We start from the raw sequence: 20,005 nt of genomic DNA on the forward strand, positions 1-20,005 counted from the left end.
CTACTTCGCCTGCGCGATGTCCGTGTCGATCTGTGCCGCCGTCTTCCGCAGACCGGCCTTCAGATCGGTGACTTTTCCGCTCTCGTAGTCGAATCCGAGCTGCTGGATGGTGGTGAGGTACACACCGCCGTTGACGGATGCGGGCGTGGTGGTGGAATTCGGGTCGGCGGCGATGTCCAGGAACGTCCTGAAGCGCGGGTCGTACTTCAGCTTCGGGGACTTCAGGGCGGCGAGCGTGGAGGGCACGTTGTGCAGGTCGTTGGAGAAGCCGACCACCGCGTCCGTGTCCGTGGTCATGTACTTCACCAGCTCCCAGGCCGCGTTCTGCTTGTGGCTGGAGGCGGCGACGCCCGCGACGGTGCCGGTGATGTACCCCTTGCCGTACTGGTCCGCCTGGTCGTCGGGGACGGGCAGCGGGGCGACCCCGATGTCGAACTTCGGCTTGGCCGCCAGTGCCATCCCGAGCCGCCACTCGCCGTCGAGCTGCATGGCGACCTGCCCGGTGTGGAAGGGGTGCCTGGGACCCCACTCGTCACCGAGCGTCGCCCGGAACTTCTCCAGCTTCTGGAATCCGCCCAGTTCGTCCACGAGCCGCTTCTGGAAAGCGAATCCCTTCTCGAACGCGGGGTCCTTGGCGAGGTTCGACTTTCCGTCCTTGCCGAAGTACGTCGGCGAGAACTGCGCGAAGTAGTGCTCGGTGGTGGTCTCCCAGCCGTGGTAGTCCGGCATGAACCCGAGCTGTTTGTAGGAGTCGCCGTCCGGGACGGTCAGTTTCCTGGCGTCGGCCTCGAATTCGGACCAGGTCTTCGGCGGAGCGGCGATGCCCGCCTTCTTGAATTCCGTCTTGTTGTAGTAGAGCCCGTACGCGTCACCGAGCAGCGGCACCGTGCAGCGGTTCCCGTCGAACTGGGTGTACTCGTTCATCGTCTTCGGGAAGGTCGTGGCGGGGTCGATGCCCGACTTCCGGAAGAAGGGGTTGAGGTCCACCAGCGCGCCCGAGGAGCAGAACTTGCCCACGTTGTTCGTGGTGAAGGAGGAGATGACGTCGGGCGCCTTGTCGCCGCCCGAGCGCAGCGCCTGGTTGATCTTGTCGTCCGTCATGTTGCCGACGACGTTCACATGGATGTTGGGGTGCGCCCTCTCGAAGCCGGCGATCAGCGTCTTGACGGCCTGCACCTCGTTCGGTGCGCTCCAGGCGTGCCAGAAGGTGACCGTCGTGTCCTTCGTCGGGTCGTCCGAGGCGCCGGAGGCGGACTGCCCCGTACAGGCGGTGGTGAGCAACGCGAGCGAGGCGGTCACGGCAAAAGCCGTCTTTCGGACAGCTGAGGGTATGACTTCGGGCATGGCGAGGTCTCCCAGGAGGGCGGGGTGGGTGAGAGAGGGGGCGTGACTCAGCGCGAGGTGTCGAAGACCTCGTCGCGGGTGGCGACGAGCGCGCACTCCAACGCGCCGCGCAGTACGGGGTTTTCGTGGACGTCGCCGACGACCAGCCGGGGCCGGGCCGCCGCCAGCTCCGCCAGCTCGGCCTGGACGAGGGCGCGCAGCACCTCGCCGCCGGCCGTCAGGGCGGAGCCGCTGAGGACGACGAGTTCGGGGTCGAGGACGGAGACGAGCGAGGCGAGACCGGTGGCCAGCCGGGTCGCGTAGGTCTGCAGCAGCTCACGGTAGGGGCCGCTCGTGTGGTCGGCGGCGCGGGCGACGAGCGCGGCGGCGGCCTCGGAGTACGGCCCCGGCGGCACGTCCGCGATGCCGAGTTCGCGGGCCAGCTTCGGTACGGCCTGGGAGCCGGCCAGCTCCTGGTAGCCGCCGCTGTTCGCCTTGGTCACCTGGCGCACCAGGGGCGCGCCCGGCACCGGCAGGAAGCCGACCTCGCCGGCGCCGCCGGTCCAGCCGCGGTGCAGTCGGCCGCCGAGGACCAGGGCGGCGCCGAGCCCCTCCTGGTTCCACAGGAGCACGAAGTCGCCATGGCCCTTGGCGGCCCCCAGCCGCTGTTCGGCGAGGGCGACGAGGTTGACGTCGTTCTCGTACTCCACCGGCATCGGCAGGGCGGCGGCGAGGTCGTCGAGCAGGGCGGGGGAGTGCCAGCCGGGCAGGTGGGAGGCGTAGCGCAGCCGGCCGGTGCCCGGGTCGAAGGCGCCCGGGGTGCCGATGACCAGCCGGTGCACGTCGGACCGGGCGAGCCCGGCGGCCTTGACGGCGCCGTCGAGCGCGTCGGTGACCTGCCGGACGACGGGTTGGGCGGGACGGCGCCCGGGGGTGGGCAGTTCGTACTCGCCGACCGTGCGGCCGGTGATGTCGGCGACGGCGGCGCGGATGCGCTCCGGGGTGACGTCGAGCCCCGCGGCGTGGGCGGCGCCCGGATGCACCGCGTACAGCTGGGCGCTGGGGCCCGGCCGGCCCTCGCTGGTGCCGGTCACCCGGACCAGCCCGGCCGCCTCCAGGCGGGCCAGCAGCTGGGAGGCGGTGGGCTTGGACAGTCCGGTGAGCTTGCCGATCCGGGTGCGCGACAGCGGCCCGTGCTCCAGCAGCAGGTCCAGGGCGGCGCGGTCGTTCATGGCGCGCAGGACGCGCGGGGTGCCCGGCGTACCGGCGGTTCCTGCCATGGGGTCCACACCTGCCTTTCCAGCCGCCCAGCTTCTCAGTGACCTGGCCGGACGTCCAGCCGTGATCATCGGTCTGATCACCGGCTGGACGGAAGATCACTGTTAGGAAACTTTCCTATTGGGGTGGGAGGAACGTAAGCCCAGGACGAAGGGGGCGTCAATAGACAAGGCAGCTGAGGCAACGCAGTCGTTACCTGTTGACGGACACAGCGATGGGGCACCCCGTGCGCCGCCGGCGCCGGAATGCCCCATCTGTTCGCTCGGACGAGTGCGCTGACCCGTTCCGTCGTTCCCCGGTTACTTGTCCGTGCTCGTAGGCGGCTGCGCATTGATCGGCGTCGTCGCCTTCGCCTGCGGGGAGTCCGCGTTGGCGAAGGCCGACGGGGCCGCCACCGCGGCCGTCGGGTCGAGGGTGTCCGCGGCGTCCTCCGCGGACGTGGCACCGCCCACGATGCGGATGTGCGCCGCGTCGAAGGCCCGCTTGATCCGCCAGCGCAGCTCCCGCTCCACCGTCAGCGCCTTGCCCGGCATCGTCTTCGCCGCAACGCGGACGACCATGGAGTCGATCAGGACCGAGTCCAGGCCCAGGACCTCGACCGGGCCCCACAGCAGCTCGTTCCAGGGCTCTTCCTTGCTCATGTGCTCGGCGACCGCGTTCAGCGTGTCCTTGACCCTGTCCAGGTCCTCGCTCGAGCGCACCGTCACATCGACCCCGGCCGTCGCCCAGCCCTGCGAGAGGTTGCCGATCCGCTTGACCTCGCCGTTGCGGACGTACCAGATCTCGCCGTCCGAACCGCGCAGCTTGGTCACCCGCAGCCCGACCTCGATCACCTCGCCGGTCGCCACGCCCGCGTCGATCACGTCACCGACGCCGTACTGGTCCTCGAGGATCATGAACACGCCGGACAGGAAGTCCGTGACCAGGTTCCGCGCGCCGAAACCGATCGCCACACCGGCCACACCGGCCGACGCCAGCAGCGGCGCCAGGTTGATCTTGAAGGTGGACAGCACCATCAGCGCCGCCGTACCCATGATCAGGAAACTCGCCACCGAGCGGAGCACGGAACCTATCGCCGCCGACCGCTGCCGGCGCCGCTCGGCGTTGACCAGCAGCCCGCCCAGCGCGGTGCCGTCCACGGCCTGCGCGGTCCGGCCCATCCGCTCTATCAGCTTGGTGATCGCCCGCCGCACCATCGCTCTGAGCGCGACCGCGATCACCACGATCAGCAGGATCTGCAGACCCATCGCGAGCCACGTCGACCAGTTCTGCTCGACCCAGCTCGCCGCGTTCGTCGCGCTCTCCTGGGCGTCCTGGAGCGAGGGCACGGCCGGCTGCGTCGACCCGGAGGGGGAAGGGGTCGGGGACGCACCGGCGGCCAGCAGGACGACGGGCAAGGACGACACGGCAGGTACCTCCAGGTGTTGCACGGTCCGCACCGGCGGGGCGGTCAAGGGCTTCAAGGTCACGAAAAGGTCACCGGACGGACAGGACCACCACACTAACGGGGCATCGTGTGTGCCCCGCGCGAATGCGCCAAGGAGGGCCACAGGAGAGACGGGACTCACCCTGGCTTGAACTGGGCATGATCCGGGGGATGTATCGGGTGTGGTCGAAAACACTCCCAGCCCGTTACCGGGACATGGTGGCGCGTTCACCAGGCATGAGGGGAGACTGACTGCAGATCGTCCCGGCGCGAGCCACGCGCCGCCGACGCCCAAGGAGGCCCCCGTGCCGCATGTCCTGGTCCTCAACGCGTCGTACGAGCCGCTCGGCGTCGTACCGCTCCGCCGCGCGCTCATCCTCGTCCTGGAGAACAAGGCCGTCTCCCTCGAGGAATCCGGCGCCTTCATGCACAGCGCAACCGTCACAGTCCCCGCACCCAGCGTGGTCCGGCTCAAGCGATTCGTACGGGTTCCCTACCGGGGGCCCGTTCCTCTCACCCGCCGTGCGCTCTTCGCGCGCGACGGGGGCCGGTGCATGTACTGCGGTGGCGTCGCAACCAGCGTCGACCACGTCATCCCGCGCAGCCGCGGGGGCAAGCACGTCTGGGACAACGTGGTGGCGTCCTGCCGCCGCTGCAACCACGTCAAGGCCGACCGCCACCTCGTCGAGCTGGGCTGGCGACTGCGCCACAAGCCCGCTCCACCCACCGGCCTGGCCTGGCGCATCATCGGCACCGGCCATAGGGACCCGCGCTGGCTGCCCTACTTGCAGCCGTACGGCGCGGACGACGCTCTGGCCCGGATCGACGGCATCTCCGCCTGACGATCCGGGCCTTCGTGCAAGCCGTCACCGACCGGCTGCATGTCGTGCGCATGCGGCCGGTCGGACGCCCTGACTGGGCACAGTTCACGGCCTCGTTGCGCCAGGGAGGGCGTGATGAGTGGCATCTTGTTCCTTTCGGCACGTCTGCCGTAGCGCTCACGGGGTAGGGCTGCGGTGAACCCGCTGGGGCCTGACCGGTGTGATCCGCAGGTCAGGCCCTAGGTCGCCGTACATGACAAGGAGACCCCCGTGGCCGCACCGGCTCGACTGACGATCCCGGCCCAGTGGAAACCCGTGGCGGAGCCGTCCGCCGCGGCCGACGAGGCGTCCGTGTGCGTCTTCAGCGCGGAGAGCGCCTGCATCCAGGCACCGCTGACCAGCGAACCGCCGCTGCCCGACGCCGAGCCCCTGACCAGCGAGCCGCCGCTCGCCGAGACCGCCCCGCTGACCAGCGAGTCCGACCCGGTCCCGGACTCCTTCGGCCCGGGGCTGTAGATGACCGGGGCGAACGACGAGCCCCCGGGGCCGGACCCGGAGCTGGAACCGGAGCCCGAGCCCGAGCCCGAGCTGGACCGGCTCGCCGGACTGCACGGGGTCGCCACCTCCTACAGCCCCGCCCCGGGCCGTACCGTCCAGGTCCCCGCCTCCGCGGTGGCCGCCGCCCTGGCCGCCCTCGGCGTCGACGCGGCCGGACCGGACGCCGTACGCACCGCGCTCGCCGCCCGTGACCGGGAACTGCGCGAGCGCCTGCTGCCGCCCACGGTGGTCCACTGGACCGGCGCCGCGCCGCCCGCCGCCCTCGCCGCACTGCCCGCCGGCACCCGGCTGACCGTCGAGACCGAGCAGGAACGGGACCCCGGCCACGGCGGGGAGCGGGACGGGAGCGAGGACCGGGCGGAGGACCGGGACAGGCCCGGGGCCCGGGAGTGGGACGGGGTCGGCGAACTCCCGCTCGGCGTCCACCGGTTGACCGCCCTCGCCCCCGACGGCCGCAGCACCCACGCCCACCTCGTCGTCGCCCCCGACCGGCTGCCCACCCCGGCCGGCCGCTCCTACGGCCTCCTCGTCCAGCTGTACTCCCTGCTCTCGCGCCGCTCCTGGGGCATGGGCGACCTCGGTGACCTCGCCGAGCTGGCCGGCTGGGCCGGGCGCCGCGCCGGCGCCGGATTCGTGCAGGTCAACCCGCTGCACGCGGCCGTACCCGGCGCCCCCACCGACCCTTCCCCGTACCGCCCCTCCTCCCGCCGCTTCCCCGACCCGGTGCATCTGCGGATCGAGGACGTCCCCGAGTACGCCTACGCCGAGGACCGCGAGCGGCTCGGCGGGCTGCTGGAGCGGGCCGGACGGCTGCGCGCCGCCGTCCTCGACAAGGGCGCCCTCATCGACCGGGACGCCGTGTGGGAGCTGAAGCGCGAGGCCCTGGAAGCGGTGGCGGCCGTCCCCCTCGGGCCCGGCCGGCAGGCCGCCTACGACGCCTTCCGCGCCGCCCACGGCCAGGCCCTCGAGGACCACGCCACCTGGTACGCCCTGGCCGAGACGCATGGCCCCGACTGGCACGCCTGGCCCGCCGGACTGCGCGACCCCCGCTCGCCCGCCACCGCCCGCGCCCGCACCGGACTCGCCGACCGCGTCGAGTTCCACACCCGCCTCGCCTGGCTCACCGACGGCCAGCTGCGCACCGCCCAGCGTGTCGCGTCGGAGGCCGGGATGCCGGTCGGGATCGTGCACGACCTCGCCGTCGGCGTGCATCCGCAGGGCGCCGACGCCTGGGCGCAGCAGGACGTGTTCGCCGCCGGCATGTCCATCGGCGCCCCGCCCGACGCCTTCAACGCCCGCGGCCAGGACTGGGGGCTGCCGCCCTGGCGTCCCGACCGGCTCGCCGCCACCGCCTACGCCCCCTACCGCGACCTGCTGCGCGCCCTCTTCCGCTATGCCGGCGCCCTGCGCATCGACCACGTCATGGGCCTGTTCCGGCTGTGGTGGGTGCCCCGGGGCAGCGCCCCCACCGAGGGCACCTACGTGCACTACGACGCCGACGCCATGCTCGCGATCCTCGCCCTGGAGGCCACCCGCGCGGGGGCCGTCGTCATCGGCGAGGACCTCGGCACCGTCGAGCCCGGCGTCCGCGAGACGCTCCAGCGGCGTGGGGTGCTCGGCACCTCGGTGCTGTGGTTCGAACGGGACTGGGAGGGCGACGGCCGCCCGCTGCCGCCCGAGCGCTGGCGCGCCGACTGCCTGGCCACCGCCACCACCCACGATCTGCCGCCCACCGCCGCCCGGCTCACCGGCGACCACGTCGTCCTGCGCGACCGCCTGGGCCTGCTCACCCGCCCGGCGGCCGAGGAACGCACCGAGGCCGCCGCCGACACCGCCGAGTGGCTCGCCCTGCTCGGCAGCCTGGGCCTGCTGGACCGTCCGGCTGCCGGACCGCCCGGCTCCGACGAGGAGGAGGAGATCCGCGCCGTCCACCGCTTCCTGCTGCGCACCCCGGCCCGGCTGATCGGCGTCTGGCTGCCGGACGGCGTGGGCGACCGCCGCCCGCAGAATCTGCCGGGCACCTGGGACCAGTACCCGAACTGGCGGCTGCCGGTCGCGGACCGCGAGGGCCGCCCGGTGCCGCTGGAGGAGCTGGTGGCCGCGCCACGTCTGGCTGCGTTGCTCCATGTGTTCGCGCAGGTCGAAGGCGTGTCCACGCTTGCTACGGGACCCCGGGCGCGCGACCGTGCGGGCGGTTCGCTAACTTGAGATCGTGGACAAGAAGAACGCCCTGCGCGCCGGCGCCCTGGCCGCCGGTACGACGCTGATGATGCTGCTCATGTCGTCCCCCGCGCTCGCGCTGACCCGCGACGACGGCGACGACCCCGGCAAGGGCCTGAGCGTCGTCCAGACGCTGGGCCTCTACGTGCTGATCCCGCTGGCCCTGTTCGCCGTCATCGCCGGTCTGGTGATCGCGCTGGACAAGTCCAAGATCAGGACCGTCAAGCCCTCGTCCAAGTCCGGTGCCAAGGCCTGACCTGAGCGGGCACTGCTCTTCGTTCGCCGGGGGCGCCTGACCTCCCGTCGGTACGCGCGTTCGCCGTACCCGGGCAGGGTCGGCGCCCCTGGCGTTTTTCCGTGCGGGGCGCTGTGCGGGTCTCCGCGTGGGTCTCCGTGCGGGTCCCTGGGTGAGTCTCCGCGCGGCGCGGCTCAGGGGTTCGGTGCCGTCAGACAGCGCTGCACGGTCGGTCCGAGCCAGGCCAGCAGCTCCTCGCGGGTCAGTTCCCGGGCCGGCGGCAGGCGCAGTACATAGCGCGTGAGGGCCAGCCCGAGCAGCTGCGCGGCGCACAGCGCTGCCCGCGCCGGGAACTGCTCGGGGTCGGGGCACACCTGCCGGGCCACCGGCAGGAGCTGGTCCCGGAAATCCGCGTCAGGTCGGGCAGCCGCAGATCCAGTTGGACGGCCGCCGCGGGACCTAGTGCCCCAACAGGCAACGTTCGCCCCGTCGCGACGCCCGGCACGCTCCCCCAGCCTTCGGCCGGGAGGTGCCCCCACTCGCCGCACCGCCCGGAAGCCCAAGTACGTCCAGTACGAGGGCATCCGGCCGGCACACCGAGAGCACGCACCGGACGCCGCTCCTTGACGGGCAAACGTTGCCTGCCGGGGCACTAGCGCTCCGCTCCCTCGGTTCCGGCGAGCAACTCCCGCAGCAGGTCGGCCAGTTGGCCGGCCTGCTCGTCGTTCAGGCAGGACAGGGCCGCCGTCTGGACCGCGAGGCCCGCGCCGACCGCCCGGTCCACGGTGTCCAGCCCCTTGTCGGTGAGCGTCACCTGCAGGCCGCGGCGGTCGTGCGGGTCGGGGGAGCGGCGCAGCAGGCCGGCCTTCTCCAGTCTGTCGAGGCGGCCGGTCATGCCGCCGGTGGTGAGCATGAGGGTGGCCGACAGCTGGCGCGGGGAGAGGGTGTGCGGCTCGCCGGAGCGGCGCAGGGTGGCCAGTACGTCGAAATCTCCGCGCGAGATGCCGTACGGCTGGTACGCCTTCTCCATTTGGTCGCCCATGGCGCGGGAGAGGCGGTAGATCCGCCCGAAGACCTCCATCGCCCTGGACTCGAGGTCGGGCCGGACGGCCGCCCACTGGTCGATGATCGCGTCGACGGGATCCCTGCGCTGCTGCGGGCCTTCGGTCATGCGCCGAGTATCGCCCTCCCGGTGATCACTCGCAAGAAAGCGGCTCGCGAGGAAGTGACTCACAAGGAAGTGGCTTGCAAAAAAGTAGCTTAGGGCTAAGCTACTTTCCATCAAGCTACTTCGGGAGGATCGGCACGATGAACACGAGGAAGCGGCGGAGCGGGGCGGACGAGCGCGTCCCGGGGGAGTGGGCACTGCCCGTCACCGCCGCCGTCAACGGCATCGGCACCGGTATGTACGTCCCGTTCACGCTGGTCTTCTTCCACGCCGTCACCGGGCTGTCCTTCCCGGTCGTCGGCGCCGTGCTGACCGCCACCGGTCTCGCGGGCATCGCCGTACTGCCGTTCGCCGGGACGGCGGTGGACCGGTACGGCGCCCAGCGCGTGCTGTACGTGCTCTACGGCGTCCGGGTCGCCGGCTTCGCCCTCTATCCCTTCGCCCGCTCGCTCGCCGCCTTCGCCGCCGTCGCCCTGGTCACGGCCGCGGCCGACCGGGCCTTCCCCGCCGCCCAGCAGTCCCTGATCGGCGAGGTGGCGCTCGGGGCCGGGCGGGACCGGCTCCAGGCGTCGACGCGCGCGCTGCAGAACGCCGGCAGCGGCGCGGGTGCGCTGCTGGCCACGCTGGTCATCTCCCTTGCGGGCAGCGCCGGTTACACCTACGCGGCCTGGGGCAACGCCCTCTCCTTCGCACTCGCGGCACTGCTGCTGCGCCCGCTGCGACCGGTGCGCGGGGCGGGCGGGGCGGGCGCAGTGCCCCTCGGGCGGCGGTCGGGCGGCGGGTACCGGCTCGTCCTCGCCGACCGGCCCTTCCTGGTCGTCACCGGCGCCAACTTCCTGAACGCGCTGAGCTATTCGGCCCTCTCGGTGCTCTTCCCGCTGTTCATGACGGAGTGGCTGCACGGGCCCGCGGCGCTCACGGGCGCCGCGTTCACCATCAACACGGTGCTGTGTGCCGTGGGCGGGGTCGCCGTCGGCGCCCGGGTCCGCAGGGCCGGTGCCCGGCGCACCCGGGCGGCGGCGCTGGGCGGCGGCCTGTTCGCCACGGCCTTCGCCGCGCAGATCGTGCTCGGCACCCTGCGGCCGGGCTCCGGCCCGGTGCTGGGCGGTGCGCTGATCGCCGTGGTCGTCGTCTACACCGTCGGTGAGCTGATCCACAGCCCCGCCGCCCAGGTGCTCGCGGTCGAGGCGGCGCCCGAGAAGGCGCGCGGCCGGTACCTGGCGGCGTACCAGATGTCCTGGTCGCTGGCGAAGGCGGTGGCACCGTCCCTGTTCACGGCCCTGCTCGCGCTGGACGGCCGGGCGCCGTGGGCTGTCCTCGTCGCGACGTCGGCGATCGCCGCCGCCCTGCTGGTCCGGGTGGAGCGCCGGCTGCCGGCCCAGGCGCTGCGGCCGCTGCCCCTCACCCGGCACCCCATGACCCCTGTCCCCGCGTCCGTCGCCGCCGCACCCGGAGGAACCCGGCCGTGAAACGCTCCATGACGATCCCGCTGACCGCCCTCGCCCCCGTCTCCTGGGGCACCACCTACGCGGTGACCACCGAGTTCCTGCCGCCGGACCGCCCGCTGTTCACGGGCCTGATGCGGGCCCTGCCCGCCGGGCTCGTCCTGCTGGCGCTGACCCGGGTGCTGCCGAAGGGCGCCTGGTGGTGGAAGTCGCTGGTGCTCGGCGCGCTGAACATCGGCGCCTTCTTCCCGCTGCTGTTCGTGTCGGCGTACCGGCTGCCCGGCGGAACGGCGGCCGTCGTCGGCTCGGTCCAGCCGCTGTTCGTCGTCGGCCTCTCGGCACTGCTGCTGGGGCAGCGGCCGGCCGGGCGTACCCTCGCCACCGGTGCTGTGGCCGCGCTCGGTGTCAGCCTCGTCGTCCTGCGGGGCAGCGGTGCGCTCGACGCGCTCGGAGTGCTCGCGGCCGTCGCCGCCACCGCCTCGATGGCCGCCGGGACGGTGCTGACCAAGCGGTGGGGCCGCCCGGACGGCGTCGGCCCGCTGGCCCTCACCGGCTGGCAGCTCACCACGGGCGGCCTGCTCGTCGCCCCCGTCGCCTTCCTGGCCGAGGGAGCCCCGCCGGCCCTGGACGGCCGGGCCGTCGGCGGTTACCTCTACCTCGCCCTGGCGGGCACGGCCGTCGCCTACTGGCTCTGGTTCCGCGGCATCGGCCGGCTCACCGCGACCCAGGTCGCCTTCCTCGGCCCGCTGTCCCCGCTGACCGCGGCCGCCGTCGGCTGGGTGGCGCTCGGGCAGGCACTGACCCCCGTGCAGGTGGCGGGGATGGCGCTGGCGTTCGGGGCGACGCTGGCTGGGCAGTTCGGTGGCGGCGGGAGCCGACCTTTCAGTTCAGCTGAAAAGAATCGTCCAAAAGATTCGATGGACCTGATGGATCCTGCACTGCGACGGTAGCCACACGGACCCACCCCCGCCGAAAGGAGTCCCGTGGCCGTCGTCCTGCCCAGGACCACCACATCCGCCCCGTCCGCCCCCGCGGCCGGCCTCGCCCTCGCCGCCCTCGCCACCCTGGTCTGGTCCGGCAGCTTCGTCACCTCCCGCGCTCTGCACGACAGCGTCCCGCCGGTCCAGCACGCCTTCTGGCGCTGGGTGACCGCACTGGTGGCGGTGGCGCCCTTCGGCGCCCGGCAGGCCTGGCGGCAACGGGCCCTGCTGCGCCGCCACGCCCGCTACGTCCTCCTCGCCTCCCTGCTCGGCGTGGCCGTCTACAACACCCTCGTCAACCAGGCCGGACTGACCACCCCGGCCGCCACCATGGGCATGATCATGGCCGCCTCACCGGTGCTCATGGCGGTCTTCGAACGGCTCGGCGGCGTACGGCTCGGCGCACGGCGCACGGCAGGGCTGCTGATCGCCTGCGCGGGCGTGACGGTGCTCGCGGGCGGCGGCGCGCACTTCTCGTCCGGCAGTCTGTGGATGATCGCGGCGGCCTGCTGCTTCGCCGGCTACAGCGCGCTGCTGCGCCGCAAGCCGGCCGAACTGACGGGCACCGGCTTCCTGTTCACCACGTTCCTGACCGGCACGGCGCTCCTCCTGCCCGCGCAGGCGGTGAGCGTGACCGTACAGGGCTCCTTCCACCCCACCCCCGCCACCGTCCTGCCCCTCCTCTACGTCGGCGTCGCCTCCTCCGCGGTGGCCTTCTTCGCCTGGAACAAGGCCATCGCCCTCGTCGGCGCGACCCGGGCGGGCATCGTCTACCACCTCCAGCCGGTCTGCGTGGCCCTGCTGTCGTGGGCGTTGCTCGGCGAGACGACGGGCCTGCCGCAGCTGCTGGCGATGGCGCTGATCCTGGCAGGGGTGGTGCTGGGCGCGGGATCACGCCGCTGACGTGTAGCTTTTCCGGCATGGCCGAGTGGGACATCCGGAAGCTGCAGATCCTGCGCACCCTGCGCGAGCGGGGGACGGTGACCGCGACGGCCGAGGCCCTGCACATGACCCCGTCCGCGGTCTCCCAGCAGCTCACCAACCTCTCCCGGCAGCTCGGCGTCCCCCTGCTCCAGGCCCACGGCCGCCGGGTGCGCCTCACCGACGCGGCCCGCCTGGTACTGGCCCACACGGAGGCGGTCTTCGAGCAACTGGAGCGCGCGGAGGCCGCGTTGGCGGCCTACACCGGGGGAGAGGCGGGAGAGGTCCGGGTGGGCGCCTTCCCCACCTCGGTCCCCGCCCTGGTCGTACCGGCCGTACGGGCGCTGCGGGCCACCCACCCCGGGGTGACCGTCCGCGTACGGGAGGCGGAAGCGGCCGAGGCGTACGACCTGCTGACCGCCTCGGAGGTCGACCTCGCCCTGTCCCTGGCCGCCGAGGCCCCGAGCGCGGCCGACCCCCGCATCACCCAAGTCCCGCTCCTGGCCGACCCGTTGGACCTCGCCCTGCCCCCGGACCACCCGTTGGCGGCGGCCCCCGCCCTGACCCTGACCGACCTGGCGGCCGAGCCCTGGATCTTCGGCGGCAGCGGCCCCTGGTCGGACATCACCCGCCGCGCCTGCGAGGCGGCCGGCTTCAGCCCCCACCAGGGCCACTCGGCCTCCGGCTGGACCGCCATCCTCGCCATGGTGGAGGCCGGCATGGGCGTGGCCCTGATCCCGAGAACGGCCGCGACCCGCCGCGACGGCGTCGTGATGCGCGACCTCGGCCCCGCCGCCCCGGTCCGTCATGTGACGGCGGCGGTCCGCAGGGGCGGGGAGACGGGGCGGGCGGTGGCCCGGGTACTGGATGCTCTCCGGAATGCGGCGAGATCCTGCGCGACCGGGTCCCCGGCGCCCTGCGCCGGGCAGACCGCGCCCCGCTGAGGGGCGCCCGGCACAAGGGCCGGGCGCCCTGGTGCGTACTACTCGGCCGCCGCGTCCGCGGCCTGGGCCCTGAGGGCCCTCTCGACGCCCGCGCGGGACTCCGAGACGAGGCGGCGCAGGGCCGCGTTCGGGCCGGCCGCGGAGAGCCAGGTGTCCGTCTTGGCCAGGGTCTCCTCGAAGACCTGGACCGACGGGTACAGGCCGATGGCGATCTGCTGGGCGATCTCGTGCGAACGGGAGTCCCAGACGCCCTTGACGGCCTCGAAGTACCGGTCCGTGTACGGCTCCAGCAGCTCGCGCTGGTCGGTCTGCACGAAGCCGGCGATCACGGCCTCCTGCACGGCGTTGGGCAGCTTGTCGGAGTCGATCACCGACGCCCAGGCCTCCGCCTTGGCCTCCGGTGTCGGGCGGGCCGCGCGGGCGGTGGCCGCGTGCCGCTCACCGGCCGCGGTCCTGTCCCGCTCGTACTCGGCCGCGATCTCCGGCTCGTCGAAGCGGCCGACCGCCGCCAGCCGTTCCACGAACGCCCAGCGCAGCTCGGTGTCCACGGCCAGGCCCTCGATGGTGTGGGAGCCCTCCAGCAGGCCTTCCAGCAGGTCCAGCTGCTCCGGGGTGCGGGCCGTCGCCGCGAAGGCGCGGGCCCAGGCCAGCTGGTGGTCGCCGCCCGGCTCCGCCGCGCGCAGGTGGGCCAGCGTGGCGTCCGTCCAGCGGGTCAGCAGGGCCTCGCGGGCGGCCGGGTCGGCGTACAGGTCGATGGCGAGCTTGACCTGGCGGTGCAGCGACTGCACGACACCGATGTCGGACTCCTTGCCGATGCCGGACAGGACGAGGGACAGGTAGTCGCGGGCGGCCAGTTCGGCGTCCCGCGTCATGTCCCAGGCCGACGCCCAGCACAGCGCGCGCGGGAGGGAGGAGTCGAAGTCGCCGAGGTGCTCGGTGACGAACGCCAGCGACTGCTCGTCCAGGCGGACCTTGGCGTACGACAGGTCGTCGTCGTTGAGCAGGACGACCGCCGGGCGGCGCCTGCCGCTCAGCTGGGGTACGGCCGTCAGCTCGCCGTCGACGTCCAGTTCGATCCGCTCGGTGCGCACCAGCTTGCCGCTCGCGGCGTCGAGGTCGTACAGGCCGATGGCGATGCGGTGTGGGCGCAGGACCGGCTCGCCCTTGGCGCCGGCGGGCAGCGCCGGGGCCTCCTGGCGGACCGCGAAGGAGGTGATGACTCCGTCGGCGTCGGTGGCGAGCTCCGGGCGCAGGACGTTGATGCCGGCCGTCTCCAGCCACTTCTTCGACCAGGTCTTCAGGTCGCGCCCGGAGGTCTCCTCCAGGGCGCCGAGCAGCTCGGACAGGCGCGTGTTGCCGTACGCGTGCCGCTTGAAGTAGGCCTGTACGCCCTTGAAGAACTCGTCCTCGCCGACGTACGCGACGAGCTGCTTGAGCACGCTCGCGCCCTTGGCGTACGTGATGCCGTCGAAGTTGACGAGCACGTCGTCCAGGTCGCGGATGTCCGCCATGATCGGGTGCGTGGAGGGCAGCTGGTCCTGCCGGTACGCCCAGGTCTTCATCGAGTTGGCGAACGTGGTCCACGAGTGCGGCCAGCGCGAGCCGGGGGCGGCGGCCTGGCAGGCGATGGAGGTGTAGGTGGCGAACGACTCGTTCAGCCACAGGTCGTTCCACCACTCCATGGTGACCAGGTCGCCGAACCACATGTGGGCCAGCTCGTGCAGGATCGTCTCGGCCCGGACCTCGTACGCCGCGTCGGTCACCTTGGACCGGAAGACGTACTGGTCGCGGATGGTGACGGCGCCCGCGTTCTCCATCGCGCCCGCGTTGAACTCGGGCACGAACAGCTGGTCGTACTTCGCGAACGGGTAGGCGTAGTCGAACTTCTCCTGGAACCAGTCGAAGCCCTGCCGGGTCACCTCGAAGATCGCGTCCGAGTCGAGGAACTCGGCGAGCGACGGGCGGCAGTAGATGCCGAGCGGCACGGACTGCCCGTCCTTCTCGTACACGCTGTGCACGGAGTGGTACGGGCCGACGATCAGCGCGGTGACGTACGTCGAGATGCGCGGGGTCGGCTCGAAGGCCCAGACGTTGTCCTTCGGCTCCGGCGTCGGCGAGTTCGAGATGACGGTCCAGCCCTCGGGCGCCGTCACGGTGAACCGGAAGGTGGCCTTCAGGTCGGGCTGCTCGAAGGAGGCGAAGACCCGGCGGGCGTCCGGCACCTCGAACTGGGTGTACAGGTACGCCTGCTCGTCGACGGGGTCCACGAAGCGGTGCAGGCCCTCGCCGGTGTTGGTGTACGCGCAGTCGGCGACGACCCGCAGGACGTTGCGGCCCTCCAGCAGCCCCGGCAGCGTGATCCGCGAGTCCTCGAAGACCTCGCCGGGTTCGAGCGCGTCGCCGTTCAGGGTCACCTCGTGGACGGCCGGCGCGACCAGGTCGATGAAGGACGTGGAGCCGTTTTCGGCGACGTCGAAGCGCACCGTGGTCACGGACCGGTAGGTACCGCCCTCCTGCGCGCCGGAGAGGTCGAGATCGATCTCGTACGAGTCAACGGTGAGCAGCTTCGCCCGCTGCTGTGCCTCTTCGCGAGTCAGGTTTGTGCCAGGCACGCGGTCATCTCCTCGTTATGTGTGCGTTCGGCCATCCTTCCACGGGACCTGCGCGCAGGGCGACGTCCTGAGGCTGCGCGGCGCAGCCCTAGGGAAAGCCCTATGGGCCGGGAACACGAGGGGGCGGCCACCCGGAGGTGACCGCCCCTTTTCGGAGTGTCCGTGCTACTTCGCGGACAGCTCGGCCGCCACCAGCTCCGCGATCTGGACCGCGTTCAGCGCGGCGCCCTTGCGGAGGTTGTCGTTGGAGACGAACAGTGCGAGGCCGTTGTCCACCGTCTCGTCGCGGCGGATGCGGCCGACGTACGACGGGTCCTGGCCGGCCGCCTGCAGCGGGGTCGGGATGTCGGAGAGGGCGACGCCCGGGGCCTTCGCGAGCAGCTCGGTGGCGCGCTCGGGGGAGAGCGGGCGGGCGAAGCGGGCGTTGACCTGGAGGGAGTGGCCGGAGAAGACCGGGACACGGACACAGGTGCCGGAGACCTTCAGGGCGGGGATCTCCAGGATCTTGCGGGACTCGTTGCGCAGCTTCTGCTCCTCGTCGGTCTCGTTCAGACCGTCGTCGACGATCGAACCCGCCAGCGGGAGCACGTTGAAGGCGATCGGCCGCTTGTAGACCTGCGGCTCGGGGAAGTCGACCGCCGCGCCGTCATGGGTGAGCTTGTCGGCGTCGGCGACGACCTTCTGCGCCTGGCCGTGCAGCTCGGCCACGCCCGCGAGGCCCGAGCCGGACACCGCCTGGTAGGTGGCGACGACCAGCGCCTGGAGGCCTGCCTCCTCGTGCAGCGGCTTCAGGACCGGCATCGCGGCCATCGTGGTGCAGTTCGGGTTGGCGATGATGCCCTTGGGGCGGTCGGCGATCGCGTGCGGGTTCACTTCGGAGACGACCAGCGGGACCTCGGGGTCCTTGCGCCAGGCCGAGGAGTTGTCGATCACGACGGCGCCCTGGGAGGCGACCTTCTCGGCGAGTGCCCTGGAGGTCGCGCCGCCCGCGGAGAAGAGCACGATGTCCAGGCCGGTGTAGTCGGCGCTCGCCGCGTCCTCCACCGTCACGCCGTCCAGCACGGTGCCCGCCGAGCGCGCCGAGGCGAACAGGCGCAGCTCCGTCACCGGGAAGTTCCGCTCCGCGAGGATCCTGCGCATGACCGTGCCGACCTGACCGGTGGCTCCGACGATTCCGACCCTCACAGCGGCTCCCTCTTGTGTGTCTCTTCTGTGCATTTCCAGGACCAGGTGCATGACCGGGGCATTTACATCATGCGGCCCACCCCGGTCCGCCTGTCCAATTCTTTGCCGGGCGTGCCCGAGGAGTGGGACACCCGGCCCTCGGACGACGGTTCCACACCTGCGCCGTCACCCCTGCTGAGCTGGAGGAATTCCCTCGCCAGGGGGCCCGCGCCGCAAGCTGTGCTGTCCCGCCCCTGCCCGTGGGGACTCCGGCCACACGGCGGTGTGACGTACGCCTCGCAGGGTCAGCCTTCCTTCGAGCGTGCGTAATGCCGGGACGCCTTGGCCCGGTTGCCGCACGCGGCCATCGAGCACCAGCGGCGGGTGCCGTTGCGGGACGTGTCGAAGAAGTGCAGGACGCAGCCGCCGCCGGCGCAGGCGCGGATCCGCTCCGGGGCGCGCTCCAGCAGCTCCAGGTAGTTGCGTGCGGCGAGCCAGGCCGGGCCCCAGGCCGGGTCGGTGAACTCGGCCTCCTCGGCGGGGCCGTCGGCGGTCAGCCTGGCCCGGATGCGCCCGTGGGCGAGTACGGCGTCCACGAGCGGCGCCGCCTGCCGGGGCGAGGTGTGCACGGCGGCCGCGAGCGCCTCCCGGGCCTCGCGCAGATGGCGCAGTACGGGCTCGTCGGCGCGGTGCCGCCCGGCGAGCCCGTTGCTCTCCAGCCACACCGCCAGCCCCTCGGGGCCGTCGAGCAGGTCCTGGGTCACGCCCTCCCGGTTCCAGCGGGTGTTCAGCAGGTCGAGGGCGAGGGGCTCGCCGGTGAGCGGGCGGGGATCGCGGGCGGTGGACATCGGCTGCTCCTTGGTCTTCTAACCCCTCAAGTGTACGTGACCGGTTGACGCAATCGCCAATAACCGTCTAACTTGAAGACAACGGTTAAACAGCCCGAAGGGAAGCGTCATGACCCCGCGCATCGCGCACACCGGCCTGAACGTCACCGACCTAGACCGCTCGCTCGCCTTCTACCGGGACGTCCTCGGCTTCGCCCTGCTCGTGGAGGGCAAGGAGGGCGACCAGCGCTGGGCGATGCTGGGGGAGGCCGGCGGCGCCCCGCTCGTCACCCTCTGGCAGCAGGCGCAGGGTGCGTACGACAGCGGCAGGCCCGGACTGCACCACCTCGCCTTCACCGTGGACTCGGCCGAGCGGGTCCGGGAGTACGAGGCCGCGCTGCGGGAGTACGGCGCGAAGTTCGCCCACGAGGGCGTCGTCGCCCACCGGGAGGGCGGCACCTCGGGCGGGATCTTCTTCCACGACCCGGACGGCATCCGGCTGGAGATCTCGGCCCCGCTCGGCCCCGACGGCGCCCCCGCCCCGCACGACTCGGCCCCGACCTGCGGTTTCTTCTAGTCATGGGCACCTATCACGCGGGTTCGCTCGCCGTGCAGGAACTGATGGGCGTACGCGAGCGCGCCGAGCACGTCGGCCGCTCCCTCGGCCAGGACATCAAGCCGATCGCGGCGGTCTTCCTTCAGGCGCAGCCCCTGCTGGTCGTCGGCGCGGCGGACCCGGGGACGGGGAGGGTGTGGGCTTCGGCCCTCACGGGCAGCCCGGGTTTCGTCCGGGCCACCGGGCCCCGGCAGATGTCGGTCGCCACCGATACCGGGCCGGGCGCCCGGCCCGAAGGGGCGCGGGGCCGCCTCCGGCATGCGGCCACCGCCGCGCGGGCGCGACCAGCCCCGCCCGACCCGCGGCCCGGCCACGGCATGGGCGACCCGCTCGCGACGGCCCTCGGCACCCCCGGCACCGCGATCGGCACCATCGCCCTGGACCCCCGCACCCGCCGCCGCATGCGCCTCAACGGCCGGCTGCGGCCGACGGCAGGCGGCTTTGCCGTGGAGGCGGACCAGGTGTTCTCCAACTGCCCCAAGTACATCCAGCGCAGACAGTCCTACGAGACGCTCGCCGGCCGTACGCCCGGCAGCCCCCGACGGCTCACCGAACTCGGCGCGGCGGAAGCGGAGTTCATCCGGTCGGCCGACACCTTCTTCCTCGCCACGGTGCACGGCGCGGGCGCCGACGTGAGTCACCGCGGCGGCAACCCCGGCTTCGTGCGGGTCACGTCACCGCGCGAGCTGACCTGGTCCGACTACCCCGGCAACGCCATGTTCCGCACGCTCGGCAACCTGCGCACCGACCCGCGCGCCGGGCTGCTCCTCCTCGACTGGGAGAGCGGCGACACCCTCCAGCTCACCGGCGAGGCGCGCGCCGAGTTCGGCGCCGACGGCTCCCGCACCGTCCGCTTCACCCTGCTCGAGGCCCGCTCGACCCCGGCCGCGCTGCCCCTGCGCTGGTCCGCTCCGGAGTACTCACCGGCCAATCCGGACAGCTAACTTCGGGGCATGCGCGAGAACTTGAGGGTGGCGGCCTACGCCGTGTGCGTCCGCGAGGGACAGCTGCTGCTCGCCCGCTCCCCGGGCCCCGACGGCACTCCTGAGTGGGTGCTGCCGGGCGGCGGCATGGAGCACGGCGAGGACCCGTACGACACCGTCCGCCGTGAGGTCACCGAGGAGACCGGCTACCGGATCCGGGTGACCGGCCTCCTCGGCGTCGACTCCTTCCGGCGGACCGGCCGCCCGCGCGTCGGCCGCCGCACGGACCAGCAGGCGCTGCGGATCATCTACGAGGGGGAGGTCGTCGGCGGCGACCTGCGCTACGAGGTCGGCGGATCCACCGACTTCGCCGCCTGGCATCCGCTCGAGGCGGTGTCCGGACTCGTCCGGGTGCGGCTCGTCGACACGGCGCTGGGGCTGTGGCGCGAGCGGCCCGCGGACGGCCACCCGGCGCCTGCCCGATACCCCGGCAGATGAACAAGGAGCGACCGGACCCCGTCCGCCCGCGATCCACTCCATGGCG

18 protein-coding genes and 1 pseudogene are annotated in these 20,005 nt (G+C 72.6%); 11 read left to right on the forward strand and 8 right to left on the reverse strand.

Features of this window, described 5'->3' with window-relative positions:
- From A6P39_RS27150 to A6P39_RS27160, 3 genes are all read right to left on the reverse strand, one after another.
- Positions 1-1,344, reverse strand: a complete 1,344-nt coding sequence (locus A6P39_RS27150) for an ABC transporter substrate-binding protein (RefSeq protein ID WP_079133125.1) — start codon at positions 1,342-1,344, stop codon at positions 1-3.
- A 47-nt stretch (positions 1,345-1,391) separates the two neighbouring features.
- On the reverse strand, positions 1,392-2,603 hold the full coding sequence (locus tag A6P39_RS27155) for an ROK family transcriptional regulator (protein WP_067039460.1): 1,212 nt from the start codon (positions 2,601-2,603) through the stop codon (positions 1,392-1,394).
- Positions 2,604-2,900: 297 nt separating this feature from the next.
- Entirely contained in the window at positions 2,901-4,007 is a 1,107-nt protein-coding gene (locus A6P39_RS27160) for a mechanosensitive ion channel family protein (protein ID WP_067039664.1), read from the reverse strand.
- A 325-nt stretch (positions 4,008-4,332) separates the two neighbouring features.
- On the opposite strand from A6P39_RS27160, the gene A6P39_RS27165 reads away from it, so the two are divergent.
- The 4 genes from A6P39_RS27165 to A6P39_RS27180 all read left to right on the forward strand — a co-directional run bounded on the left by A6P39_RS27165 (position 4,333) and on the right by A6P39_RS27180 (position 7,882).
- The gene (locus A6P39_RS27165) at positions 4,333-4,869 is read left to right on the forward strand and encodes an HNH endonuclease (RefSeq protein WP_023550692.1); all 537 of its coding nucleotides are present in this window, start codon (positions 4,333-4,335) and stop codon (positions 4,867-4,869) included.
- A gap of 249 nt (positions 4,870-5,118) precedes the next feature.
- Positions 5,119-5,364, forward strand: a complete 246-nt coding sequence (locus A6P39_RS27170) for a hypothetical protein (protein ID WP_067039461.1) — start codon at positions 5,119-5,121, stop codon at positions 5,362-5,364.
- Positions 5,365-7,614 carry a 4-alpha-glucanotransferase gene (gene malQ / locus A6P39_RS27175; RefSeq protein ID WP_079133126.1) on the forward strand — a complete coding sequence of 750 codons (2,250 nt, stop codon included), beginning with the start codon at positions 5,365-5,367 and terminating at the stop codon, positions 7,612-7,614.
- Between the two features lie 4 nt (positions 7,615-7,618).
- Entirely contained in the window at positions 7,619-7,882 is a 264-nt protein-coding gene (locus A6P39_RS27180) for a hypothetical protein (RefSeq protein ID WP_067039462.1), read from the forward strand.
- 173 nt (positions 7,883-8,055) lie between these two features.
- On the opposite strand, the pseudogene A6P39_RS27185 reads toward A6P39_RS27180, so the two are convergent.
- Positions 8,056-8,274 (reverse strand): annotated as a pseudogene (locus A6P39_RS27185) (TetR/AcrR family transcriptional regulator); the annotation flags it as partial.
- A 239-nt stretch (positions 8,275-8,513) separates the two neighbouring features.
- Entirely contained in the window at positions 8,514-9,032 is a 519-nt protein-coding gene (locus A6P39_RS27190; RefSeq protein ID WP_067039463.1) for a MarR family winged helix-turn-helix transcriptional regulator, read from the reverse strand.
- 137 nt (positions 9,033-9,169) lie between these two features.
- Between A6P39_RS27190 and A6P39_RS27195 the strand changes: the two genes are divergently transcribed.
- From A6P39_RS27195 to A6P39_RS27210, 4 genes are read left to right on the forward strand one after another with little or no spacing between them, the layout of a single operon-like run.
- Positions 9,170-10,498 carry an MFS transporter gene (locus A6P39_RS27195; protein ID WP_067039464.1) on the forward strand — a complete coding sequence of 443 codons (1,329 nt, stop codon included), beginning with the start codon at positions 9,170-9,172 and terminating at the stop codon, positions 10,496-10,498.
- Between the two features lie 8 nt (positions 10,499-10,506).
- Positions 10,507-11,424 (forward strand): EamA family transporter, encoded by a 918-nt coding sequence (locus tag A6P39_RS27200; RefSeq protein ID WP_067039668.1) that lies wholly within the window; start codon positions 10,507-10,509, stop codon positions 11,422-11,424.
- 33 nt (positions 11,425-11,457) lie between these two features.
- Entirely contained in the window at positions 11,458-12,357 is a 900-nt protein-coding gene (locus A6P39_RS27205) for a DMT family transporter (protein ID WP_067039465.1), read from the forward strand.
- A 17-nt stretch (positions 12,358-12,374) separates the two neighbouring features.
- The gene (locus A6P39_RS27210; RefSeq protein WP_067039466.1) at positions 12,375-13,319 is read left to right on the forward strand and encodes a LysR family transcriptional regulator; all 945 of its coding nucleotides are present in this window, start codon (positions 12,375-12,377) and stop codon (positions 13,317-13,319) included.
- 38 nt (positions 13,320-13,357) lie between these two features.
- Here the strand turns inward: A6P39_RS27210 and pepN are convergent, their stop codons facing one another.
- The 3 genes from pepN to A6P39_RS27225 all read right to left on the reverse strand — a co-directional run bounded on the left by pepN (position 13,358) and on the right by A6P39_RS27225 (position 17,943).
- Positions 13,358-15,931: an aminopeptidase N gene (pepN, locus tag A6P39_RS27215; protein ID WP_067039467.1), complete on the reverse strand. Its 2,574-nt coding sequence runs from the start codon at positions 15,929-15,931 to the stop codon at positions 13,358-13,360.
- 165 nt (positions 15,932-16,096) lie between these two features.
- Positions 16,097-17,116, reverse strand: a complete 1,020-nt coding sequence (locus A6P39_RS27220; RefSeq protein WP_067039468.1) for an aspartate-semialdehyde dehydrogenase — start codon at positions 17,114-17,116, stop codon at positions 16,097-16,099.
- Between the two features lie 284 nt (positions 17,117-17,400).
- On the reverse strand, positions 17,401-17,943 hold the full coding sequence (locus A6P39_RS27225; RefSeq protein ID WP_067039469.1) for a CGNR zinc finger domain-containing protein: 543 nt from the start codon (positions 17,941-17,943) through the stop codon (positions 17,401-17,403).
- Positions 17,944-18,052: 109 nt separating this feature from the next.
- On the opposite strand from A6P39_RS27225, the gene A6P39_RS27230 reads away from it, so the two are divergent.
- Genes A6P39_RS27230 through A6P39_RS27240 form a run of 3 tightly spaced genes read left to right on the forward strand, consistent with a single transcriptional unit; the run spans position 18,053 to position 19,959 of the window.
- Positions 18,053-18,499 carry a VOC family protein gene (locus A6P39_RS27230; RefSeq protein ID WP_067039470.1) on the forward strand — a complete coding sequence of 149 codons (447 nt, stop codon included), beginning with the start codon at positions 18,053-18,055 and terminating at the stop codon, positions 18,497-18,499.
- 2 nt (positions 18,500-18,501) lie between these two features.
- Complete coding sequence (locus A6P39_RS27235; RefSeq protein ID WP_067039471.1) at positions 18,502-19,482, forward strand: pyridoxamine 5'-phosphate oxidase family protein; 981 nt, start codon at positions 18,502-18,504, stop codon at positions 19,480-19,482.
- Positions 19,483-19,491: 9 nt separating this feature from the next.
- Complete coding sequence (locus A6P39_RS27240; RefSeq protein ID WP_107304212.1) at positions 19,492-19,959, forward strand: NUDIX hydrolase; 468 nt, start codon at positions 19,492-19,494, stop codon at positions 19,957-19,959.
- Positions 19,960-20,005: the final 46 nt, after the last annotated feature.

The sequence above is a fragment of the Streptomyces sp. FXJ1.172 genome (assembly GCF_001636945.3).
Taxonomy (GTDB): Bacteria; Actinomycetota; Actinomycetes; order Streptomycetales; family Streptomycetaceae; genus Streptomyces.